26 protein-coding genes and 2 pseudogenes are annotated in these 21,157 nt (G+C 65.8%); 5 read left to right on the top strand and 23 right to left on the bottom strand.

Features of this window, described 5'->3' with window-relative positions; genetic code table 11:
• The first annotated feature begins 9 nt into the window (after positions 1–9).
• Complete coding sequence (locus tag AWC25_RS02965) at positions 10–303, top strand: DUF1330 domain-containing protein (RefSeq protein ID WP_085166318.1); 294 nt, start codon at positions 10–12, stop codon at positions 301–303.
• A gap of 3 nt (positions 304–306) precedes the next feature.
• On the opposite strand, the gene AWC25_RS02960 is transcribed toward AWC25_RS02965, so the two are convergent.
• The 7 genes from AWC25_RS02960 to AWC25_RS02930 form a co-directional block, all read right to left on the bottom strand.
• Entirely contained in the window at positions 307–504 is a 198-nt protein-coding gene (locus AWC25_RS02960) for a ferredoxin (RefSeq protein ID WP_044508386.1), read from the bottom strand.
• A 10-nt stretch (positions 505–514) separates the two neighbouring features.
• A complete protein-coding gene (locus tag AWC25_RS02955) occupies positions 515–1,720 on the bottom strand; it encodes a cytochrome P450 (protein ID WP_085166351.1) in 1,206 nt (401 codons plus the stop codon).
• A 115-nt stretch (positions 1,721–1,835) separates the two neighbouring features.
• Positions 1,836–2,690 carry an NAD(P)-dependent oxidoreductase gene (locus AWC25_RS02950; protein WP_084229099.1) on the bottom strand — a complete coding sequence of 285 codons (855 nt, stop codon included), beginning with the start codon at positions 2,688–2,690 and terminating at the stop codon, positions 1,836–1,838.
• A complete protein-coding gene (locus tag AWC25_RS02945; RefSeq protein ID WP_069398336.1) occupies positions 2,687–3,502 on the bottom strand; it encodes an NAD(P)-dependent oxidoreductase in 816 nt (271 codons plus the stop codon). The genes AWC25_RS02950 and AWC25_RS02945 overlap by 4 nt, the downstream gene beginning before the upstream one ends.
• Positions 3,502–4,398: an alpha/beta hydrolase gene (locus tag AWC25_RS02940; RefSeq protein WP_069398337.1), complete on the bottom strand. Its 897-nt coding sequence runs from the start codon at positions 4,396–4,398 to the stop codon at positions 3,502–3,504. The genes AWC25_RS02945 and AWC25_RS02940 overlap by 1 nt, the downstream gene beginning before the upstream one ends.
• A complete protein-coding gene (locus tag AWC25_RS02935; RefSeq protein ID WP_085166317.1) occupies positions 4,395–6,050 on the bottom strand; it encodes a thiolase C-terminal domain-containing protein in 1,656 nt (551 codons plus the stop codon). The genes AWC25_RS02940 and AWC25_RS02935 overlap by 4 nt, the downstream gene beginning before the upstream one ends.
• Before the next feature lie 110 nt (positions 6,051–6,160).
• Positions 6,161–6,433, bottom strand: coding sequence for a hypothetical protein (locus AWC25_RS02930; RefSeq protein ID WP_232326869.1), 273 nt, complete (start codon positions 6,431–6,433; stop codon positions 6,161–6,163).
• Positions 6,434–6,567: 134 nt separating this feature from the next.
• Here AWC25_RS02930 and AWC25_RS27250 point away from each other — a divergent pair.
• A pseudogene (locus AWC25_RS27250) lies at positions 6,568–6,728 on the top strand (NAD-dependent epimerase/dehydratase family protein); the annotation flags it as partial.
• Here the strand turns inward: AWC25_RS27250 and AWC25_RS02920 are convergent.
• The 3 genes and pseudogenes from AWC25_RS02920 to AWC25_RS02910 all read right to left on the bottom strand — a co-directional run.
• Positions 6,716–6,904: pseudogene (locus AWC25_RS02920) on the bottom strand (acyl-CoA dehydrogenase family protein); the annotation flags it as partial. The pseudogenes AWC25_RS27250 and AWC25_RS02920 sit on opposite strands and share 13 nt — an antisense overlap.
• A gap of 28 nt (positions 6,905–6,932) precedes the next feature.
• Positions 6,933–7,238, bottom strand: coding sequence for a ferredoxin (locus tag AWC25_RS02915; protein ID WP_069398341.1), 306 nt, complete (start codon positions 7,236–7,238; stop codon positions 6,933–6,935).
• Positions 7,235–8,542, bottom strand: coding sequence for an NADH-ubiquinone oxidoreductase-F iron-sulfur binding region domain-containing protein (locus AWC25_RS02910; RefSeq protein ID WP_085166316.1), 1,308 nt, complete (start codon positions 8,540–8,542; stop codon positions 7,235–7,237). The genes AWC25_RS02915 and AWC25_RS02910 overlap by 4 nt, the downstream gene beginning before the upstream one ends.
• 36 nt (positions 8,543–8,578) lie before the next feature.
• Here AWC25_RS02910 and AWC25_RS02905 point away from each other — a divergent pair, with 36 nt between their 5' ends.
• A complete protein-coding gene (locus tag AWC25_RS02905) occupies positions 8,579–9,052 on the top strand; it encodes a hypothetical protein (RefSeq protein WP_069398343.1) in 474 nt (157 codons plus the stop codon).
• A 4-nt stretch (positions 9,053–9,056) separates the two neighbouring features.
• Here the strand turns inward: AWC25_RS02905 and AWC25_RS02900 are convergent, their stop codons facing one another.
• The 7 genes from AWC25_RS02900 to AWC25_RS26360 all read right to left on the bottom strand — a co-directional run bounded on the left by AWC25_RS02900 (position 9,057) and on the right by AWC25_RS26360 (position 14,146).
• Positions 9,057–9,923, bottom strand: coding sequence for an alpha/beta fold hydrolase (locus AWC25_RS02900; RefSeq protein ID WP_069398344.1), 867 nt, complete (start codon positions 9,921–9,923; stop codon positions 9,057–9,059).
• A gap of 15 nt (positions 9,924–9,938) precedes the next feature.
• The gene (locus AWC25_RS02895) at positions 9,939–10,352 is read right to left on the bottom strand and encodes a Rieske (2Fe-2S) protein (RefSeq protein ID WP_085166315.1); all 414 of its coding nucleotides are present in this window, start codon (positions 10,350–10,352) and stop codon (positions 9,939–9,941) included.
• A gap of 1 nt (position 10,353) precedes the next feature.
• Positions 10,354–11,499, bottom strand: coding sequence for an amidohydrolase family protein (locus AWC25_RS02890; protein WP_085166314.1), 1,146 nt, complete (start codon positions 11,497–11,499; stop codon positions 10,354–10,356).
• 30 nt (positions 11,500–11,529) lie between these two features.
• On the bottom strand, positions 11,530–12,621 hold the full coding sequence (locus tag AWC25_RS02885) for an amidohydrolase family protein (protein WP_085166350.1): 1,092 nt from the start codon (positions 12,619–12,621) through the stop codon (positions 11,530–11,532).
• A gap of 393 nt (positions 12,622–13,014) precedes the next feature.
• The gene (locus AWC25_RS27755; protein ID WP_276049089.1) at positions 13,015–13,116 is read right to left on the bottom strand and encodes a hypothetical protein; all 102 of its coding nucleotides are present in this window, start codon (positions 13,114–13,116) and stop codon (positions 13,015–13,017) included.
• A gap of 50 nt (positions 13,117–13,166) precedes the next feature.
• Positions 13,167–13,556, bottom strand: a complete 390-nt coding sequence (locus AWC25_RS02880) for a carboxymuconolactone decarboxylase family protein (RefSeq protein ID WP_085166313.1) — start codon at positions 13,554–13,556, stop codon at positions 13,167–13,169.
• A gap of 221 nt (positions 13,557–13,777) precedes the next feature.
• The gene (locus AWC25_RS26360) at positions 13,778–14,146 is read right to left on the bottom strand and encodes a hypothetical protein (protein ID WP_142278663.1); all 369 of its coding nucleotides are present in this window, start codon (positions 14,144–14,146) and stop codon (positions 13,778–13,780) included.
• 186 nt (positions 14,147–14,332) lie between these two features.
• Between AWC25_RS26360 and AWC25_RS02875 the strand changes: the two genes are divergently transcribed.
• Both AWC25_RS02875 and AWC25_RS02870 read left to right on the top strand, forming a co-directional pair.
• Positions 14,333–15,331: an acyl-CoA dehydrogenase family protein gene (locus AWC25_RS02875; protein WP_069398505.1), complete on the top strand. Its 999-nt coding sequence runs from the start codon at positions 14,333–14,335 to the stop codon at positions 15,329–15,331.
• Positions 15,315–16,502, top strand: a complete 1,188-nt coding sequence (locus AWC25_RS02870; protein ID WP_069398349.1) for an acyl-CoA dehydrogenase family protein — start codon at positions 15,315–15,317, stop codon at positions 16,500–16,502. The genes AWC25_RS02875 and AWC25_RS02870 overlap by 17 nt, the downstream gene beginning before the upstream one ends.
• Before the next feature lie 16 nt (positions 16,503–16,518).
• Here the strand turns inward: AWC25_RS02870 and AWC25_RS02865 are convergent, their stop codons facing one another.
• The 6 genes from AWC25_RS02865 to AWC25_RS02840 all read right to left on the bottom strand — a co-directional run bounded on the left by AWC25_RS02865 (position 16,519) and on the right by AWC25_RS02840 (position 20,989).
• Positions 16,519–17,103, bottom strand: coding sequence for a hypothetical protein (locus AWC25_RS02865; protein ID WP_069398350.1), 585 nt, complete (start codon positions 17,101–17,103; stop codon positions 16,519–16,521).
• Positions 17,100–18,062, bottom strand: a complete 963-nt coding sequence (locus tag AWC25_RS02860; RefSeq protein WP_085166312.1) for an ICP22 family protein — start codon at positions 18,060–18,062, stop codon at positions 17,100–17,102. The genes AWC25_RS02865 and AWC25_RS02860 overlap by 4 nt, the downstream gene beginning before the upstream one ends.
• A gap of 35 nt (positions 18,063–18,097) precedes the next feature.
• Complete coding sequence (locus AWC25_RS02855) at positions 18,098–18,454, bottom strand: hypothetical protein (protein WP_069398506.1); 357 nt, start codon at positions 18,452–18,454, stop codon at positions 18,098–18,100.
• A gap of 185 nt (positions 18,455–18,639) precedes the next feature.
• Entirely contained in the window at positions 18,640–20,004 is a 1,365-nt protein-coding gene (locus AWC25_RS02850) for a cytochrome P450 (RefSeq protein WP_085166311.1), read from the bottom strand.
• Between the two features lie 14 nt (positions 20,005–20,018).
• Positions 20,019–20,219, bottom strand: coding sequence for a ferredoxin (locus AWC25_RS02845; protein WP_085166310.1), 201 nt, complete (start codon positions 20,217–20,219; stop codon positions 20,019–20,021).
• A 68-nt stretch (positions 20,220–20,287) separates the two neighbouring features.
• Entirely contained in the window at positions 20,288–20,989 is a 702-nt protein-coding gene (locus AWC25_RS02840; protein ID WP_069398354.1) for an SDR family NAD(P)-dependent oxidoreductase, read from the bottom strand.
• Between the last annotated feature and the right edge of the window lie 168 nt (positions 20,990–21,157).

Genomic DNA, 21,157 nt, shown 5'->3' with positions numbered 1-21,157 from the left:
AGATCTTGAATGTCTAAGGGGCCAAAAGGGTATGTCATCCTGACCGAAGCGATCAAAGACCCGGAGGGCATGAAGGCCTATGCCCAGGCCGCCGGACCGGCGATGAGCGGGGCAACCATCCTCGCGGTGGACACCGCGCCGAAGGTCGTCGAAGGCAGCTGGCACGGGGATCAGACCGTGGTGCTCGAGTTCGAGTCGGTCGAGGCAGCGCGCGCGTGGTACGAGTCCGAGGGTTACCAGAAGGCGGCCAAACTGCGCCGGGCCGCCGCCGACTGTAATGCCGTGATCCTCTCCGGTTTCTGACCGTTACTCCACGATCGAGATCGCCTGCCGGGGGCATTGCCGCACGGCCTCGCGCACGTCCGCCTCGATGTCCGGGGTGACTTCTTCCCGGTGCACGGTCAGCATGTCGTCGTCGCCGAGTTCGAAGATGTCGGGGTTGATGCCCATGCAGACCCCGTTGCTCTCGCAGAGTCCCCAATCGACTTCGATCTTCTTCGTCATCGTGGTCTTCCTATCGAAGTACCTTGACGGGCACGCTCTTCCAGCCCGCCACGTTCTGCATGCGCACCCGCTGGCACCCGGACCAGTTCACCTCGTAGCGCGGCATGAACTCGAGCAACCGCTCCAGGGCGATCCGGCTTTCCAGGCGGGCCAGGGCGGCGCCCAGGCAGCTGTGGATGCCGTACCCGAGGCCGAGGTGCTGGGCCTCCGTCTGGTCGCGCTCGATGTCGAATGTGTCGGCGTCGGTGAAGGCCTCGGGGTCTCGGTTGGCCGCGGCGCCGCACAGGAACACCGGTTTGCCCGGCGGGATCACGCCACCGCTGACATGCGCCTCCCTAAGGGTGTAGCGGACGTTGTATTGCACCGGACCCTCGTAACGCAGTAGTTCTTCCACCGCTCCGGGAATCTTGTCGGGGTCGTCCAGCAGTTTCTGCCACTGGTCGAGGTTGCGGGCAAAGATCACCGCCGCATTGCCGATCAGCTTGGTGACGGTCTCCGCGCCGGCCCCGCCCAAAAGCGTGGCAAAACCGGTGATTTCGATGTCGTCGAGCTTGCGCGGCTGCCCATCCTCGCCGGGGATCTCGGCCGCGATCAGCCTGCTGATCATGTCGTCCTGCGGGTCGGCGCGCCGCTCCTGGATGAGACCGAAGTAGTACATCGCCGTCTCGATGTTGGCCTGCATGCCGGCCTCGCTGACCTCGATCTGGCCGGGTTCGTGATGCAGACTGGTGTCGATCCAGTGCCGTACCTGTTGGCGGTATTCCTCTGGCACGCCGGCCATCCGGGTGATGACCTCGACCGGGAACGGTCCGGAGAAGTCCGCGACGACGTCGAAATTGTCGGGGTCCGCGGCGCCCAGGTACTTGTCGATCACCTCCACGATCGTCTCGCGCTGCGATTGGATGGCGCGCGGGGTGAACGCCTTGTTGAGCAGGCTGCGCATGTGGCGGTGCTCCGGCGGGTCCATGAAGATGATCGACTTCTGCTCGGGGGATATGCCCCTGCGCACCATGGCCAGATCGCAGCCTCGCGCCGAAGAGTACGTCTCGAAGTCCTTGAACGCCGCCGCGACGTCGACGTGGCGCGTCAACGCGTAGAAGTCCTCTCTCTCGTCGTAGTACAGCGGCGCGTCCTCGCGCATCCGGCGGTAGATGTCGAAGGGGTTGTTGTAGTAGTCCTCGGAGTACGGATCGAAGACGACCTTCGGCTTTGTCACTGACATCCTCCTCAGCGGCGAGGGTTGGGGCGGGCTGTAACCGTTACGATCGAATGCCTGACTGTAACGGTAACGGTAGCGCTTTCGTGGCGAACCCGGAAGGAGCAAAGCGGCGTCACGTCAGACCTTTCCGCCTACCGCCGTGACCGACGTCGCCGATGCCTGCGCTGTCCAGGACGGGCAGGACGTCGATGACGCGGCCCAGTGCCCCCAGCTCGGCGCCGAGGTCCTCGGCGATACCGCGAACGACGGCCACGTCCTTGCCGACGAATTCCCCGGCGACCTCGAAAAACTCCGCGACACCACCGCCCGCCGCCACGATCTCGAGCACCCGGCTGGTAGCGCTGCCGTGCCGCAGCGCGCTCAGCAGCGTCGATTCCGCGACGCCCAGCTGCTCGCCCAGCCTGACCGACTCCGCGAGCACGCCGATGTGGGCCGCGAACAGGGCGTTGTTGACCAGCTTGATCGCCTGACCGGCCCCGCGCGGTCCGACATGCAGGACGGGGTCGCCGTAGCAGCGCAACATCGGCCGGAGCCGGGTTACGGCGTCCTGGCTGCCGCCCACCAACAACGTGATCCGGCCCGCTGCTACGTCGTGTGGTCCTCCGCTGACGGGCGCGTCGACGACGTCGACGGCGTCGTTCCCGGCGGCGACGGCCTCGATCGTGGCGGGGCTGGTGGTCGTGTGCACCACCAGCGCCGAGCCCGGCGCCATCGCGGCGAGCAGGCCGCCGTCCAGGCACAGCTCGCGCACCTGGGCGTCGGTGAACACGCAGAGCACGACCGCGTCGCTGCGCGCGGCGGCATCGGCGGCGCCGTCCACCACGGTCGCACCGAGGTGTTCGAGTTCGCGCCGACGAGCCGGGTCCACCGGCGAGCGGAGCAGCACGCGGACGTCGTGGCCGGCCGCGGTCAGCCGCGTGACCATCGGGCGGCCCATCCGCCCCGCGCCGACGAACCCGATCCTCACCGGGGATGATCCATCAGGGTCAACGCCGCGTCGGCCGCGGCGAGCACGGCGCCGCCATCGGCGCCGACCGCTGTGATGAGGTCGCCGATCAGCCGCACATCCTTCTGTAGCAGCGGTCCGGCCATACCGGCCAGCCGGTCTAGGCCGCCGATGCCGCGAAGAGCGTTGAGCGCGAAACTGTTTCCGCTGCTGCGCGCGACGACCTCGACGAGGCGCTCCCCGGCGATGCCCAGGGACTGGGCCAACCAGAGGGCGGTGGCCGCCGTGCCCAGCTGGGCGGTGAACAGCAGGTTGTTCAGCAGCTTGGCGGTCTGGCCGGTGCCGAGCTCGCCGAGATGGACGACCGGATCGCCGTAGGTCTCGAAGACCGGACGGCAGCTTTCCACGGTGTCGGCGTCGCCGCCGACCATCACGACCAGGCGGCGCTCGGCGGCGGCCGGTCCGCCGCCGCTCACGGGCGCGTCGATGACCGAAACCCCTTTAGCGTCAGCCTTTTTGGCCAGCGATTTGCAGGTGTCGGGGTGCACCGTGCTGTGTACCGCGATCACGCTGCCCGGCATGACACCCGCGAGCAGTCCATGCTCGCCGCCGGCGACCTCGTCGATATCGCTCTCCCTGACGACGCAGAGGCAGATCAGATCGCTGGCCGCGGCGAGTTCGGCCGGCGAGTCCGCGATGGTTGCCGGGGTGTCGTCGAAGGCTGCAACCGAGGCGGGCCGACGGGCCCACAGCGTGGTCGGAAAGCCGCTCTCGATGATCCGACGGGCCATCGGGCCGCCCTGGTTGCCCAAGCCGATGAAGCCCACCCGCATCAACCGGCCTCCTCTTGCTGGGCGTCTTGCGAGCGAGCGGCCACGCTTTCGGTGACGAAGGCGAGAACCCGCGCGTGGTACTCGGCGGCGGTGTGGCCGAGACTGATGTTATGCCCGGCGCCGAGTTGCCTGTGCACGGTGCACCGGGGCGCGGCGGAGAACATCGCAATGATCTCCTGGATCGCCGAATCATCGGTCTGCCAGACCTTTTCGTGCTCGGCGACGCTGAAGTGCACCGGCACCCGCACCGCCGGAGCCAAGGTCGGGAACGTGTGACGGGACCAGTCCGACACCATCTGGTCCTCGTAAGCCGGGGCCGTCGGGGAGACCGTGACCCCACGGAGAATCTCGGGTGGGTACAGATGTTCGGGGTGCCACAGCAGTTCGCGCAACCCCGACGGGCGACGCTGCCGGGTCGCTGCCTTGAGCATTTCGCGAGCGGCGGACTGATAGCGCCGCCCGGTGCCGGACAGCTCGATGCCGAGCAGACCCGCGCCGCGCTCGTCGGCCGCCATCCGCAGCGTCAGTTCGCAACCGCCCGAATGACCGACCACGAAGAGCCCGGCACCGCATGGCTTTTCACCGAGGATGCGATCAACGGCGCCGTAAGCCAGCCGGACCCGTTGGTGACCTTCGGTCATCGCCTCGGGGTAGGCGGCCGAGCTGCCGTAACCAGGTCGGTCCAGTGCGATGACAGTGAATCCCGCTGCGGCGCCGGCCCGTAACAGCGAATACGCCGGATAGCCGGGGCAGTCGAAATAGGTGGCGGTAGTCCCGCCACCGTGGATGGCCACGATCACGGCCGTCGGGTCGGGTGCCTCCGCGACGATCGCCGACATCGGTACCCCGTCGACGATCACCAGCCGGGGCCGGACGCTGATGCGTTGCGCGGTCATGCGTCGCTTCTCAACAGCAACACGCCGCTGGGCGTCAAGCCTCCGCTGCTGACCACCCCGACCCTGGCGCCGGCGACCTGGCGGTCACCGGCCTCGCCGCGCAGCTGGGTGATCGCCTCGTGCAGCAGACCCATGCCATGCGTGCGGCCATGTGACAGCTGGCCGCCGTGGGTGTTGAGCGGCAGTTGCCCGTCGCGCGCGATGTTCTTGCCGCCGTCGAGGAACTCCTTGGCCTCGCCGATCCCGCAGAACCCCAGCGCTTCGATCCAGGACAGGCAGTTGAAGGTGAACCCGTCGTAGAGCTCGGCGACGTCGACGTCGGCGGGCCGCAGCGAGGTGCGCGTCCACAGGTGCGCCGCCTGCCCGAGTACCTGGGGCTCGTGGGTCAGCGTGCTCTGATCCCAGTCGAGTCGCTCGATGATCTGCGTCCCCACCGCCTCCACCAGCACCGGGGACTTGGCCAGGTCGCGGGCGGCGTCGACCGCCGAGACGATCACGGCGACCGCCCCGTCGCACGGCACGTCGCAGTCGTACAGGCCGAAGGGGGTAGTGATGCACCGTGCGTTCAGGTAGTCGTCCATCGTCATCGGCGTGCGGTAGATGGCCGTCGGATTGAGTTCGGCATTGGCGCGCTGATTCAACGCGATCCAGCCCAGCGTCTCCTTGGTGGTGCCGTAGCGATGGAAATGGCGCTGGGCGTTCATCGCCAGGGTGTGTGCGGCGGACGTGGCACCAAATGGCATCTGCCAGCCCGACATTCGGCCCATCGAGGGAGTGATCTTGCCCTGCTTCATCAGCTCGCCGTTGGTGGCTTCCCATAACGTCCGGAAGCACAGCACGTGGCGTGCCAGCCCGCAGGCGACCGCTTGCATCGCGGCGATCACCGAGCCGCCCGGGCCGAACGTTTCCATCGCGCCGTTGTGCCACGTCGGGTGGATCCCCAGCGCGGCTTCGAGCGCCGTGACGCCGCCCTCGCCGAACCCCCCGACATTGATGGCGCCGGGGTAGGTCGACAGGCCATCGATGTCGGCGTGGGTCAGGCCCGCGTCGGCGAGGGCCGCTTGGCAGGCCTGCACCGTCAACGCCAGCGGGAGCGCCATCAGCCGCCGGCCGATCGGTGACATGCCGACCCCGGTCAGCGCGACCTTGTCCTCGAATTTCTCCGTGGTGAGCATGGGTCGGACGTACTCGCCGAAGCGTTCCGGGGCGATCTCGTCGACCGGCAACTGAGCGGGCTCGGCGTCCGGCACGGGTCGAAACAGCGGAAACCAGACGTCTTGAACCTGCTGGAAAACGACCTCGACCTGTTGACCGAGTTCGAGCCGGTCGATGTCGCAGTCAACGAGGTTGGTGGTCAAGCGAACTCGCGGATCCTCGGCGATTGCCACCTGCGCGATTACGTAGGGTGCTGCCAGTCCGGGCAGGCTGAACCGCTCGTTGACGGTGAAACCGGCCAGCGTCGCCTTGCCGGAGACGGCGCGCATCCCGACATCCTGGGAACGGCAATAACGGCAGACCGGCGCCGGCGGATGGATCAGCGAGTCACACGCCCGGCACGCCTGCAGCCGGAGCTTTCCGTCGGCACCCGAGGTCCAGAAGAATTCGTTCTCCGGGGTTACCTGGGGCAGTGGTCGGCTTGGTGCTGCTGACACGTCACCTCCGGAGTCGCGTGGCCACCAATTCGGTAGGGCGGTTATACGAATCGGAGAATTACGTTATCACCGAGCGGCAGGGGTGATCCAGATCGCGTGCTCGGTGGCGACTACAGCGGCACCCAGACGCCGTTCAGGTAAACGCCCCACTGGTGAAACCCGACGCTCCACGTCGGGGCCACGGGTGACCACCACGGCCACGGGGGAGGTGGCGGGACGTCCTGTCCGGCGAATGACGGCGCATAGGCAGGCGCGGGCGTGTACCACGCCGGTGCCGCCGGCGGCGGCTTGCACTGGCCGGTCGCCCAATTCCACGACATGGTGAGATCGCAGTTCGCCGAACTGATGCCGGGTGTCGCGATCGCTGCGACCGCCGTCGCCATGAGCGCGATCGCAAGTGAGGTAGTCAAACGACGAACGAACCGCATCATGGTGGGCCTCTCATGGGCTTTCCCGGCCTTGGTTCGCTTAGCTTATTCCGCTGACCCGCCTCCGACCAGGTCAAAAGGGTGGGACCGTGGATCCCGGCGTCGACGACTGGAACCGTCGGCTGGAAACCAATGCGCAGATGCCGGGCAATCTGCGATATCACTGCCGCGTCGCCAAGGGCTTCGTCTTGTGTCCACCGGGTCGATCTACGCCTACCAGAGGCGGAGGTCGGAGCCGGGGGGATTGCCGGGCAGCAGCCAACCGTGGGCGAATTGCAGCCGTTGCCAGCGGCGGGACCAATCCGGAATGTGCGAGGTCGATGACGGACGTTGCGCCGCTTGTACTTCCGGGGGAAGATGCTCGGTCAGAAGGCTGACGAAGTCCCGGCGGAATGCTTCCACCTCGGGGTCAAAGGTGAGTTGCACGAACGCTCTTACTCGCAAGCCGAAGAGCTCAACGCGTGAACCCCCACTCGGCTTCGTTCTCTTCGGTTTTCAGGTGCTCGGCCGGGTCGTCGGACTCGCCGAGGTCGGCCGGTGGCGGCTGCGGGGCCGGGGCTCTGCGCTGACCGATCTCGGTGATGGCATGTACCGGGCAGTCCAGCAGTGCCCGCATGACAGCGTCGCGGTCCGCCTCGGCCACCGTGCCGTCGCCGACCAGGGATGCGTAGCCCCAGTCGTCCAGCGAGAAGTAGCCGGGCGCGTGCTTGGCGCAGATGCCGAAGCCGTCGCAGACGGTGCGGTCCAGGCGGATTCTCATGGGTTTCTCCCTGTTTCCGCCTCGTAGGGCCGGTCGGCACGGAACACGCCGCGGGCGCAGTCCCGGCAGGTGCCGTACAGATGTGCGGCGACGTCCTCCGGGAATTGGTCGAGCAGGGTGGCCGCGACGTTGGTGGCCGCGTCCAGGGTTGCGCACGCCCCGCGTCCGCGCAGCAGCACCGACCAGCGGCGCAATCGGTCGACGTCCTCGGTGGTTGCGGCGCCGTCGCGCAGCGCCCCCGCGGCCGCCGCCATGGCCGCCGTCCCGTTGAAGCAGGATCCGCACTGCCCGGCGTTTTCCCGGTCGAAGTAGGCCAGCACCGCCGCCGCGACCGCGACGGGGCAGTCGTCGGTGATCAGCGAAATCGCGCCGCAACCCAAACCGCTGCCCAACCGCCGCATCGTCTCGTGGTCCAGTGTGGTGTCCAATACCGTGCGGTTGAGCAAGCCGGCGAAGTATCCGCCCATCAGTACTCCGCGCAGCTGTCCGGGGGAAACGCCGTGCCGCGCAAGCAATTCGGGGAACGCCACGCCGTGCGGCAGCTCGTAGAGGGCCGGCAATTTGCCGCCGCCGGTGATGGTGGCCAGGAAGGTGCCGGGCGACAACGACGTGCCCACCGCACGGAACGCCGCCGCACCGTGGCGCTGCAGGTAGGGCAGATTGGCCAGCGTCTCAACGTTGCTCACCAGCGTGGGCCGGTCATGCACGCCCGCCTCGAATGGGCGCGGCGGCTTGTCGGTCGGTTTGGCCAGGCCCTCGTTGATCATCCGGACCGCGGCGGTTTCCTCGCCCGCGACGTAACCGGGTTGTACCGTCACCAGCTTGATGCCGACGCCGCGGACGTCGGAACCGAGCTCGCCGAGCGCGGCTTCGACGCTGTGCGCCGCTTCCGGATCCGACACGTACACGTAGGCGCGATCGGCGGCGACGACCGCCGCGGCCAATCGCAGCCCGTCCAACACCAGGTGCGGCCGATGGCGCAGCAGCCATCGGTCCTTGACCGAAGCCGGTTCTCCCTCTTCGCCATTCGCGACCACGACAGTGCCCCCGGTGGCCGCGATCAGCCGTCCGTTGTCGCGAACCGTCCGCAACTTCACCGCAAGGGGGAAAGCTGCGCCGCCCCGGCCGAGAAGCCCGCTGGCCTCGACCTCACGCAGCAATGCCTCAGCGTTGACGAGCGCGGCGTAGCCGCCGAGCCGACGGTAGCTGCCGAGGTCCTCCCGACCGGGTTGGTCGGTGAGCAGGCGCGGGACGCAGCCCGGAAAGACGGTGGTGGTCAGCGCGGTGGACTGGGTGGTATTCACGGCCGGCCCGCCATCGGCTTCGTTAGGCTTGCGCCCATGCGGACTGCGGTGGTGCGTCTCAACGTCGACCCGGAAGGTGTGCTCACGGCCGCACAGGTGCGAGACGGCATGGCAGCGCTGGTGGAAGTCGCGGCCCAATCCGGGGCGGAGGCGATCGGAAACGATTTGGCATCCAGGCCGGTGAGTCGTCGTGAAGTTGCGCTGCTCATCACCGCCGAAGACCCTGACACCGCCAAGGCGACGGCAATGAGCCTGTGCGCCAGCGTGTTCGGTATCGATCCCGTTCCCGGCGTTGTCACGTTCGTCAGCCGCGGAACCGACGACGACGCGCTGGGCGTGCTGTCCGCATTCGGCCTCACCGGTGAGGTCGAACGTACGCCGGGCGACGACGGGTTCGACGTCGTGCGGGTGACGCTGCGCGAGGCGGACCTCGAGCGCATTCCAGAAAGCCGAATCCACACGGCACTGGAGGCGTCGCTCAACTGCGAGGTGCACATTCGCACGGTGTGAGCCATCACGACGCCAGGAAGTCCAGGATCGCCGGTGCTGCCTGCACCCAGGTGTCGAACATGTTGAAGTGCTTGACCCGGCCGGCGGCGCGGTCTTCGGATGCTCGCTCCCATGCGTCTTCCGGCCAGGGCGGATCGATCAGCTTTGATCCCTTGATCAGGCAGCTGACTTCCAAGGATGTCCGCTTGGGGTGGTCCATGTCGTTCTCCCCACCGCGGATGATCAGCGTGGGAACGGTGATCCGATCGAACATCTCGTCCTCGACCCCCGGAATCGTCTGTCCCGGTTTGGAAACGAACGCGTTGAGCCAGCGCAGCATGACCTTGAGGAACTCGCCGGAGTCGATCTCCAGGAAGCGCTGTTTGTTGTTCGGGTTCTCCTCGATGCGCTCACGCCATTCCTGCACCTTCACCACGCCGTCCATCCCGGTGCCGCGAACCGCCAGGATGCTGGGAATGATGTAGAAGGAACCCAGCACGAACGTGCCGTAGATGCCGCCGACGATGTTCCACACCACGAGCTTGGTGACCAGCTCGGGGTAGAGCATCGTGGTCAGCATCGAATCCCTTGCACCGCCCGAACCTCCGGCGAGGATGCAGCGTTCGAAGCCGAGTCCCGTCACCAGCTTGTGCAATGTCTCGGCCCGCATGTGGGACTCGCTTTGCCCGTAGAATTGCACATCGGAGGCACCGCAGTTGGGCCGGTCCCACAGCAGCACCCGGTAGCCGCCAGCGACCAGCGCCTCAGCCAGCGGGCGCAGCCCGGGGATCTCTTTGCTGAACCGGCCGCCCGGCGTCAGAGCAATGAGATCGCCTGAGTCACCGAGGATTTCGTAGACGACGTTTCCCCCGTTGATCTCAATAGCAGGCACGCGATTCTCCTGTGGTTAGGCCTGTACCAGAACGTCATTGCCGACGACGCGTACCGGATAGGTGCGGATGCTCCATTCCGGCTTGACCGCGGTGGTGCCCGTCGCCAGCTCGAAACCCCATTGATGCCACGGGCAGTAGATGTATTCCAGGTCGCGCACCATCACCGAGTCGCCCGGAGCGGTCTCGTCGATGATCGTGCGTCCCCTTGCCCGACCCGAACAGAGCGGACCGCCTTGATGTGGGCAGTAATTCGCGATCGCGTAGAAGGTGCCGTTGACGTTGTAGACACCGACTCCATGGCGCCCGATCGGAACCAACTTATGGCTGCCAGGCGGGATTTCGTCAACGGTGGCGACGACGTGTTCGCGACCCTGGGCGAGGCGGGGTTCGGGGCGCCGTGTGGTTGCCCCTTCCTCTTTGGCCGTCAACTCAGAGCACCCGGGTCTGACCCTCGAGGACCGGCACGGTCTCGGGTAGGTGGTAGGTGGCGATGCCGTTCTGGTACATCACCGCATCCCGCGCGTGCTTGGGCAGGTGCTTGACCAACCATCGCGGGTCGTCGAATGTCCAGTGCGGGTAATCGGAGGAAAACAGCAGAATCTTCTCGCACTCCATCCATTCCAGTGCGCGGGTGAGCTCCGTCTTGTCTTCGGGATAATCCAGCGGCTGAGTGGTGAACTTGATGTGGTCCTTGACGTACTCCGACGGCTTGCGCTTGATGTCGACCCAGGATTTGCGGGCCTGGTAAATCGCGTCCATGCGCCACGTCAGCGGCAGGATCCAGGTGAACGCGTGCTCGACGAAAACGATCCGCAGCGTCGGGAACCGATCGAAAACACCGTCGAAGATCAGGCTCATCACCTGGTTGGCGGCCAACAGTGAGTAGGTCACCATGAAGTCGTGGTTGTAGCTGGGGAATCCCACCGGCGGGATGGGCAGCTCGTCGAACTGACTGCGCGACAGGTGGCAACTGACGGTGATGTCGTGCTTGGTGGCGGCGGCCCAAATCGGGTCGTACTTCGGGTGACCCCAGGACGGTCGCGGCTCGGCCTTGATCAGGATCTGCGCCATGTAGGGGTGCCCGGCCCATTTCTCGATCTCGCGCGCGGATTCCTCCGGTTCCTCGATGGCGCAGCAGATCGAACCCCGCCATCGCTGGTGCCAGTTGTTGTGGCTGTCTAGCCAATGATTGGCCTGCCAGTCGTTCAGCGCGGCCGACATCGCGTGCTGCGCTTCGGGTAAGCGTGCCGGGTAGGCGGCCGGTTCCAGGATCGCAATGTCCGAACCCGCCTCCATGATGAGCTGGCGGAATGCCAAATCCGGGTCACTGCACGGGAATTCGCCGTTGGCGGGGAAGGAATCCACCCGCATCGCGTAAGAGTGCGCGTAGTCGGGGGCGTCGTAGTAGATCTGCTCGCCGACGGTACGGGTGAGGAAGTACTTGCTGCGCCAGGGTTCCGGGATGTACGGGACGAGCTCGCCGCGCTTGGGGGCCGGGTGGACATCCGAATCGACGCACCGGATGGCTATGCGTTCGGTTGCCGGAACCCGCTCGTGCGAATGGGTCAACGTCATCTCAGCACTCCTCGGTCTTGCCTCTTGCCTCTACTGTGCGCTTACCCCGGCTGGGATGTCTATGCCGTAGAGCTGCGCCGCGTTACGCCAACACAGCTTTTCGCGCTGCTCGGCGGACAGGGCGCTGGGCAGCTTCTGCGCATCGCCGCATTGCCAGTGCGGGTAGCTCGAGCCGAACATCACCATGTTGTCCTTGCCGGTGAACCCGAACCATTCGCCGGCGAACTCGACATCGCCGGGCCCGTCGAGACTGCCTTGCACGAAATACACGTGACCGGGCAGGTAGTCGCTCGGAATCCGCGGGGCCCATGGCGTCTGCTCCAGGTGCGGCCGGCCGAACGTGTCCATCCGCCAGATGAACGGCGTGATGAAGTCGGCGGCGCCGTCGCCCCACACGAACCTGAGGCCGTCGAACCGCTCGAACACTCCCTCGGCGATCATGTTCATCTGGTGATACAGGTAGTTCAGCGCCATGAAGCTGACGTACTGCTCGTACGTGCGCGTGTTCCCGTTGGGTGTGGGAGGGAACGCGATGCCGGAGCCGACCTCGATGTGGGCGGCGACGGGCAGCCCGGCGTCGGCGGCGGCTTCCCAGAGCGGCCAGAACTGCGGCTTGCCGTACAGCTCGCGGGACTGCAACGGCACGCCGATCTGGACCACGCGCGGGTGCGATCGCCATTTCTCGATCTCGCGCAGCGCGCCGGGGATGTCGTCGGGGTTGACCCGGATGGTGCCGCGGAACCGGTCACCGAAGGTACTGGACTCCAGCCACTTCGACACCATCATCTCGTTGTGCGCGGCGTGCAGCGCGGTGCCCAGATGCCGATCCGGCATGATGCCCCGGGCCATCGGATGCAGCACGGCCACATCGACGCCGCGCTTTGAAAAGAGCTCGTTGCCAACGAACTCGGGGTTCGAGCCCGGGTACCCCCGGTCCGGGCCTTCGGTGCTGGGCGCATATTCACCGCCCGGCGCGCCGTACCAGTCCATCTCGTAGTCGGGGAAGCCCCGGCTCTTGAACGGCTCGCGCAGGGTCGCGCGCAGCGCCTTGTTGGAGGGGAAGAAGATGTGCACGCTCGCGTCGATCAGCGGCGTGGAGGTCCCGTCAGCATGTTCGATCACGACCGTCACCCTTCGGTTCCGGTAGCCAGAGTGGCTCCAACACGGTCATAAGATAGATAATCTAACATTCTCGTCGGCTGTCGATCAATGAACTTTCGGTAAGCGGCTCGATTAGCGATAAGCCCTGGTAGCTGCCGGTAACACCGCCACCAGAGCAATCGGCGTTCTTCAAACCGGATAATACCATTCTCTTGATTAGCCAGCCCGGAATCGACCGCTGCGGGGAGGTTGCTTCCCGGCTTGTGGCACCGCGGCCGACCAGGTGGCCTGACTTACAGATCCGCTGCCAACTGTCACGGCGCCCCGCGGGGTCTCGCCGATGTCTGCGCGCGCCGTGCGCGTCGCGCCACTATTGCGGGTCAATACCTCGCGAGGCGGTGCCGGTGGCGACCTCTAGCGACACCGCGGGTGATGGCAGGCAGCCGACACCGTTCCCGCGCGATCGGTGTCGAACGCGATGACGTCGTTACCGGCACGAAGGAGGCGAGAGGCCATGGGACAGTCCATGTTTGCCAGCCCGACGAACCCGATCGCGGCCACGGCCGTTAGCTTACGTCCGCGTTGTCCAGTTCGGCGAACACCTCGCGGGCGATGCGAAAGCTGTCGACCGCCGCCGGGACGCCCGCGTAGATGGCGACCTGCAGGAACACCTCGCAGATTTCTTCGCGGCTGACGCCGTTGGCCAGGGCGCCCCGGATGTGCGTGCGTAATTCGTTCGGCCGGTTGAGGATCGGGATCATCGCCAGGTTGAGCATGCTGCGCGTCTTCGGCGCCAACCCGTCTCGACCCCATACCGCGCCCCAGCAATACTCGGTGACGAGATCTTGCAGCGGTTGGCTGAACTGGTCTGCGTCGGCTAATGCCCGCTTGACGTATTCCTCACCGAGCACCGCCGAACGGACCTCAAGGCCCCGCTGATAAGTGTCGCGGTCCAATCGTCTTCTCCTTCTATACCGATACGACCACGGTCTTGGTCGCGGCGAACATATCCATTGCTTCGTAACCCTTTTCGCGCCGTCCCGGTCCAGTTCGTGGTGCCGACGGCTAGCTACACGTTAATAAATTTCCGTGGTCACGACAGCGCGGCGCGGGGGCCCACTGACGCGGAAGCCGAAAGGCGGTAACACGTTGCGCAACGCGGCTGTCGCGACGTTCATCAGGTACGGCTAGTACGGCCGGCATCAGGCGGCGCACGCTCTACGCCCGTCACCCCGATAAGCGTGCGGTTTTCCTCGACGTCATGCCCTGGGCGCTCGCGCGGAGGACGGAACGCGAAGCTGCCGGGGACATCGATGGCGGCAATTTGCGCGCGGTGTTGGTCGCCGCCGGGCGGGCCGGGCTCGCGCGCGATCGATCCTGACATCGTGCGTTTGAAGCGGATCGCGATCCAACGAATCGGCGTGGTTTCCCGAGTTCGCCCGACCTCGGCGTTGGCGATGCCCTGATGGTGGGGTGTTCGACGGGCCGGTACGATCGGCGCGCCGCCTTCGCCGCCTCCGCTGTTCCCAAAGCCGAAAAGCGGCAAGATGTTTCGGGTTCTGCCGCGCCCAGCGCAGGTGGACGCCGTCGCGCCTGTGCCCGACGTCGCAGGGAGGCATTCTCGCGTCCGGGTGGCCCACGGGCAAGCACGCCGTACGTCGAAATCGAGATTATTACTTTCGCAACCGAGAATGATATTCTCACCTAACAGTCATGACGAGAGGCGGCGCGGATGCTGTTGGAGTTCGATGCTGATCAGCGACTGTGGCAGGACACGGTGCGCGACGCCGTCGCCAAGCAGTGCCCGCCCTCGCTGGTACGCAGCGTGGCCGAGGACGGCGTGGACCCGAGCCCGCTGTGGAAGTCGTATGTCGACCAGGGCTGGACCGAGCTCAACGAGTCGGACAGCGCCGTCGAGCTTGCCATCGTGCTCGAAGAGCTGGGTCGCGCGACCGATCCCACGCCGTTTCTGGCCACCATGAGTCAGTTCGCGCCGCTGGCCGGAAGCCGCTTCGACCCACACCAGTCCGGCACCGCGGTCTACAGCGGGGTGGCGGCGCACCGCGACGCCGACGGGTGGGTGCTGGACGGGACCGCGCGCCACGTGCTCGACGGTGATCGCGCGGACCGACTCGCGGTGGTGACCAACGCCGGGGTTTTCCTGGTGGACTCCAGTCAGGTGTCCGCCCGGCGCGCCGCGGTATTCGACCCGGTGCTACACGTCGCCGATCTGTCGTTCGCCGATGTGCGGGTACCCGACAGCGACCGGCTGGACGTCGACGCCGAACGCGCACATCACCTCGCGCTGACCGGGATGGCCATCACCACCGTCGGCGCCTGCCAACGCATCCTCGACCTCGTGCTCGAACACGTCAAAAGCCGCCAGCAGTTCGGGGTTGCGATCGGAACTTTCCAGGCGGTGCAGCACAAGGCTGCCGACATGCACGTTGCGGTGGAGCGTGCCCGCGCGCTGGCCTACTTCGCCGCGTTGACGATCGCTGCCGACGATCCCCGCCGCCGGCTGGCCGCAGCGATGGCCAAGGCCTCGGCGGGGGAGTGCCAATCGCTGGTGTTCCGCCACGGCCTCCAGCTGCATGGCGCAATGGGATTCACCTGGGAGAACGATTTGCAGTTCGCGTTGAAACGGGCCAAGGCCGGGGAGCTGATGCTCGGCGGCGCTGCCGAGCACCGCGCGCGGATCGCGGAGGAATACCGTGCAGCTGACTTTTGATTCCGACGTCGAGGAGTTCCGGGCGGAGTTTTCGGCGTTCCTCGACGAGAATTTGCCTGCCGCAAGCGAAACGCTCGAACGGCCCCGGTCGGTGTCGCACATGCCGCAGTGGGCACGGGACTGGCAGCGACTGCTGTTCGACAATGGGTGGCTGCTACCCAGTCAGCCGCCGGAATTCGGCGGGCGCAACGCGACGGTGATTCAGCAGTTCGTCTATCTCGAGGAACTCAGTCGGCGGCGGATCTACCACAGCTTCAATCCGCAGGGCGTGAATATCGTTGGCGCCTCGCTGTTGTCGTTCGGAACCGAGGAGCAGAAGCGCCGCTGGGCGGTGCCGATCCTGCGCGCCGAGATCACCGCGTCGCTGGGCATGAGCGAGCCCAGTGCGGGCTCGGACCTCGCGTCGCTGCGCACCCGCGCGGTTCGCACCACTGATTCACAGGGCGATCAATTCGTGATCAACGGGCAGAAGGTGTGGACCTCGGGTGCCCACGACGCCGATGTCCTGCTGACGTTCGTGCGCACCAACCCAGATGTGCCGAAGCACAAGGGAATCAGTGTGCTGATCGTCCCCACCGATACGCCGGGCGTCGTGCGCCGGCCGTTCCCGTCCATCTGTGGCGTCGACGACCTGGACTTCAACGAGGTGTTCTTCACCGACGTGCGGGTGCCGGCGGAGAATTTGGTTGGCGAGATCGACCAGGGCTGGAAGGTGGCCAATGGATCACTCGGTCACGAACGCACGATGATGTGGCTCGGCTTCGCCGATCGGCTGGAGAACATGATCGCCGACTTCCACCCGCACACCGAGGTCGAGCGCGACCAGTACGCCAGCACGATCATGGACAAGCAGGCACTACGCCTGTTGGGTTCGGCGGCGCTGGCCCGCGCGGCACGCGGCGAAGACGACGTGGCCGCGATCTCGGTGCTCAAGCTGCTTGGTTCCGAGGCCGAGCTGCGGGGCATGGAATTGGCATTGACGGCCGCGGGTGCCGACGGCCTCATTCATCCGCAGCAGACCGGGCCGTACAACCACATGAACCTCGACCACTACTTCGCCAGCTGGTTCGAGCGTTTTGCGCGAAGCTTTTCCGGCACCATTGCCGGCGGCACCTCCGAGATTCAGCGCAACATCATCGCCCAGCGGGTACTGGGCCTGCCGCGTGGCTAGCGAGTCGCGCTGATCGTTATACCGGCTCGAACTTCGTGATCAACCAGGCGCCGTTGAGCTTGGTCAAACTCACCAGCACGCTGCTCGAGGACATCGCGGGGTCGGGGTTGTCCTTGCTCGTGGTGCTCTGATCGACCAACACCAGCACGACGGCCGAGTCCGGATGCAGTTCCTGGACCGCGGCCCCCAGGACTCGCGCGTTGGTCTTCAGCGACTTCTGTTTGGCCGCCGGAGCCACAATTTGTTCGGTGAACTGGTTGTAGTACGACAAAAAGTCGCCGGACAGGTGGGACTTGGCGGCGGCAAAATCTTTGTCCAGAGAGTCGGGCGAGTAGGACAGCAGTGCGACGGTTCCGTCCGAGGCCGAACTGACAACCGCGTCGGCGACGGCAGCGTTCGTTTGCTGGTCGGGACGGTACTGCTGGAAGTACAGCCACGCCGCCGCGCCGCCGGACAGCAGCAGGAGCGAAATCAGGGTGATGGGAACGGCTTTCGCCTTCAGCCAGGCGAGCAACGCGGCACGCCCGCTCCGTTCCGGTTGCTCTGCAGCATCGGCGTCGGTGGCCTCGACAGCGTCGGCGTCGCGGTCGTCCTCGCTCATGGAATGAACTCCAGTTTGGACATCTTGTATTGGCCACCGTCCTCGGTAACGGTCACCTTGAGTCGCCACCGGCGTGGTTCGTCCTTGGCGCCCGCGGCGTTGGTGATCCGTGAGGTCGCCGCGACCAGCACCACCGCAGAATTTCCGTCCATGGACTGCACTGCCGCGGCCGTGACGCTTCCCTCGGTCACCACTTTGGACTGTTCGACAACGGTGATGAAATCTTTTGCGCGCTGCTGGAAATCGTCCCGGAACTGCCCGGTCGAGCTATCGATCACCCGCTGCACGTCATCCTTGGCCCGCTTGAAGTCCAAGGAAGTCATGTTGACGACGCCTTGTTTGGCTCCGGCGAGGAAGTTCGCGGCGCGCTGGTTGCGCTCGGTGACCTCATGACGCTGCCAAATCATGTATCCGCTGGCCGCGATGAAAGCGCAGATGAGGATGATCGCGGCCGCTTTCCACGTCACGGACCACGATGGCAACCGCAGGCGTCGCCCAGAGCGAACCGTCTCGGATTCCGGTTCGGTGTCTTCGGCGGTTTCGTCGGGCGCCGCCGCTACGGTTTCAGTGTCTTTTTCACTGTCTTTTTCAGTGTCTTTTTCAGCGTCTTTTGTAGCGTCCCCGGGTTCTTCCGGCCGTTCGGCGGCTTCGTCCCGCGTCGCCGCTTCGTCGGTGGCGGCTACTTCGGCGGTCGGCGCGTCGGTTTCGCTCTCGTCGGGATGCGCTGCTGGACTTACGCCCGAGCCCATATCTGAGCCCTCGTCCGAGCCTTCTTCGGGGTCCCCTTGCGCTCCGTCGGCCAGCGCCTCGCGCCGGAGCCGGGCGGCACGGGCCCGGGCTCGCGCGGCAGCGGCCAGTGCTTCGGCTTCGGCGGCTTCGGCTTCGGCTTCGGCAATCAACGCCATGGTGTCGGCTTTGGACGTCGCCGAATTCTGCGGCGGCTTTTTCGCCTCAGCCACCGTGCGTACTCCCCGTTGCTGAACGTCTCACGCGGCTACCATCGCACGAGCGAGAACGGGTATGTGGCGGTGCCCCCCGGCGCGCCACCACATCCCGTGTCGAACGTCGAGACGACCTGACCGGCCAGGGTCGTTTCATCCCATGAATAAACGTCGTGCGACGGGAAGAACTGGACCACGCAGCGTACGCCGTCGGGCACGTCGACGTCCATGGTGTAGCGGCCGTTGGCGAGGTGAGCATCCGTCTTCCAGGGCGCCGCCTGCCCGTTGGGTTGCGGAATCGCTTGCACAGTCAGGCATCCCGCGGCTTTCGGGGTGCATGTACCCAGCGACCAAATCCAGATGTGGCCAGGATCGCGGTTCGTGTCCACCCGGTAGTTGGCGATGATCATGTCCGCGTGGGCGGTCGGTGCGACCGTCAGCGCGGCTGTGGCCAGCGCGAAGCTCGCAGCGAGAGTCTTCACCGATGTGTCTCCCCTCTCCGGGCGCGCTGGACGTGAATGTATAGAGCGCGGCCGTGCTGAACAGAGCTATTCGGACACATTGGAGCACTCAACAGTCGGTTCGTCCAGCCCCTCTAGTCGATGACGGCCGCTTCCTTGCGCTCGGTGACCGGCCGGGCGAGTTCCTGCTCGTCGCAGATGCGCTGCAGCTTGTCGAGCGTTTCGTCCAGGCCGGCGCCGATCGTGGGGCCGGGAGTGAACGTGGCCGGTAGCTTACGCATGCCCTGGATCACGCCGATGCTTTCGTAGTGCACCGCACCCGCGGGGTCGCAGCGGTAGTCCGGCATCCGGGCCAGCACCGCGGTCAGCATCGACTTGAACACCGTGCGTGCCACGTTGGAGCCGACACACCGGTGCACGCCGATACCAAAACTGAAGTGCCGGTTGCCTTTTCGGTCGAGTACGACGTTGTCCGGATCGGCGAACACCGACGGGTCGCGATTGGCCATCGCCCATGAAATCCACAACCGTTCACCTTCTTTGAACTGGATGCCGTCGAGTTCGACATTGTCGGAGAAGGTCCGCCCGTCGCCGGGGGCCGGCGTGAAGTACCGGAGGAATTCCTCGGTCGCCGAGTCCAGCAGGGTGTCGAGGTTGGCGCGTAGCCGCTCCCGGTCGTCGGCATGCTCGGACAACCATTCCAGGGAGTGCGCGGTCAATGCGGTCGTGGTGTCAAAGCCTCCGCCGATAACGAGGCCGAGGTTGCCGAGGATCTCCAGGTCGGGGGCGGGTTCGCCGTCAATCCGCATCTGCAGCAGGCCGTTGACGATGCCGGGGCGCGGATTTTCGCGGATCTCCAGCATGTTGTTGACCATGTCGAGGCCCATCTCCCGGTGCATCGCGGTCACCCGCTCGATATCGGGGGAGTGCTCCGGGGTGTACACCGCCGCGTGCACCGGTTCGCTGTAGAGGTTCCACTTCTTCAGCGGGATGCCCAGCATCGCCAACGTGAGCACGGCGGGCACGATGTTGGCGAGGTCGTCGACGAAGTCGATGCTGCCCTGTTCGATCTTCTCGTTCAGGCAGGCGCGCGTCACGTCGTGGACGAACGGCTCCCAGCGCTTGACGGCGGCCGGCGACAGGTACGGGTTGAGCACGGTGCGGTAGATGCGATGTTCGGGCTCATCCATTTCCAGGATGCCGCCGCGCACCACACTGACCCGGCTGGCGGTCGGGATCGAAATCCCTTTGTAGCCACGACGTTCGTTGTTGATGTCGTGGTCGTTGGAGACTGCGGGGCAGCGGGCGAGCTCGAACACCTCGCGGCTGCCGGCCGCGACCCAATGCCCGCCATAGGTGTCCGTCCACGCCATCGGACATTTGGCGTGCATTTCCTCGGTGATCTGCTTGAACCGCGAGCGGTACTCCGGGGCGTGGCGGTCGAAGTGGTACCGATGCTTCTTGCGTTCGTCGTCGCTCACGACATCGTCGACGCTCAAGGTGCTGTCTCCCTTTAGGTTTCGTCCGTGATCAGGATCGCTTGTTCCGGACACGAATGGGCGGCCTCGCGAACCCGGTCTTCCTGGTCGGCGGGCACCACTTCGCTGACCGCCGACGAACTGCCGTCAATATCGCTGAGCTCGAACGAATCCGGAGCAATCATCGCGCACAGGGTGTGGCCCTGGCAGCGTTCCGGATCAACCCGGACCTTCACGGTGTCCTCCTCCTGGGGCTGCGGTGTGGCTCGTGTGTGGAATCGACGAGGGCTTCCCCGGCGCCGGCTCAGGTGTTACGGCCGCCGTTGACGCCCAACAGCTGCCCGGTGATGTAGCCGGCCTCCTCGGACACCAAAAATGCGCACGCCGCAGCGATGTCTTCCGGCTTGCCAATGCGGCGGACCGGCGTACGGGCGATGGTTTCTTCGATGTCGCCGAGGAACCCGTTCTTTTCCGCGGCACGCAACATCGGTGTGTCGATGAAGCCGGGCGGTACCGCGTTCACGGTGATGCCGCTGGGTCCGTACTCGAGCGCCAGAGATTTCGTCAACCCGTTGACCGCCGATTTCGCCGCCACATAGTGACTCATATAGGGGGCGCCCGAATGTGTGCTGGATGACGAGATGTTGACGATGCGGCCCCATCCCGCCTCGACCATGTCGGGCAGCACCGCCTGGATGGTGTGGAACACCCCGTGCAGGTTGACGTTGATTACGCGCTGCCAGTCTTCGAAGGTGAGGTTGCTGAACCGCTTGAACCCATCCAGCCCGGCGGCGTTCACCAGAATCGCCACCGGTCCCAACCGCGCGCGGATCCCGGACAGCGCGGCATCGACCTGAGCGCGATCGGTGACGTCGGCGGTGAACGACAGATCATCGTCGCCGGGTTTGAGATCGATGGTCGCGACGTCGAGGCCGTCGTCGCGCAGCCGTCGCGCGACCGCCAGACCGATCCCGGATCCGCCGCCCGCGACCACCGCCGTCTTCACGACAAGACCCCTGGGGTAAACGCGGCCGTCTCAGTCACAAAGAATCTCCTTCGCAATTATGAGAACCCTACTCTCACGTAGAAGCGCCGTGCAACATTCGGCCAAAACACCGGATGGCCTGGGCAGAGGGGCATCGTCCGGTGTCCTGTCGGCGTTTGCGGCGCTGGT

The organism is Mycobacterium sherrisii (assembly GCF_002102355.1).
In the GTDB taxonomy this organism is placed as follows: domain Bacteria; phylum Actinomycetota; class Actinomycetes; order Mycobacteriales; family Mycobacteriaceae; genus Mycobacterium; species Mycobacterium sherrisii.
This window is presented reverse-complemented; position numbering and strand designations above follow the sequence as displayed.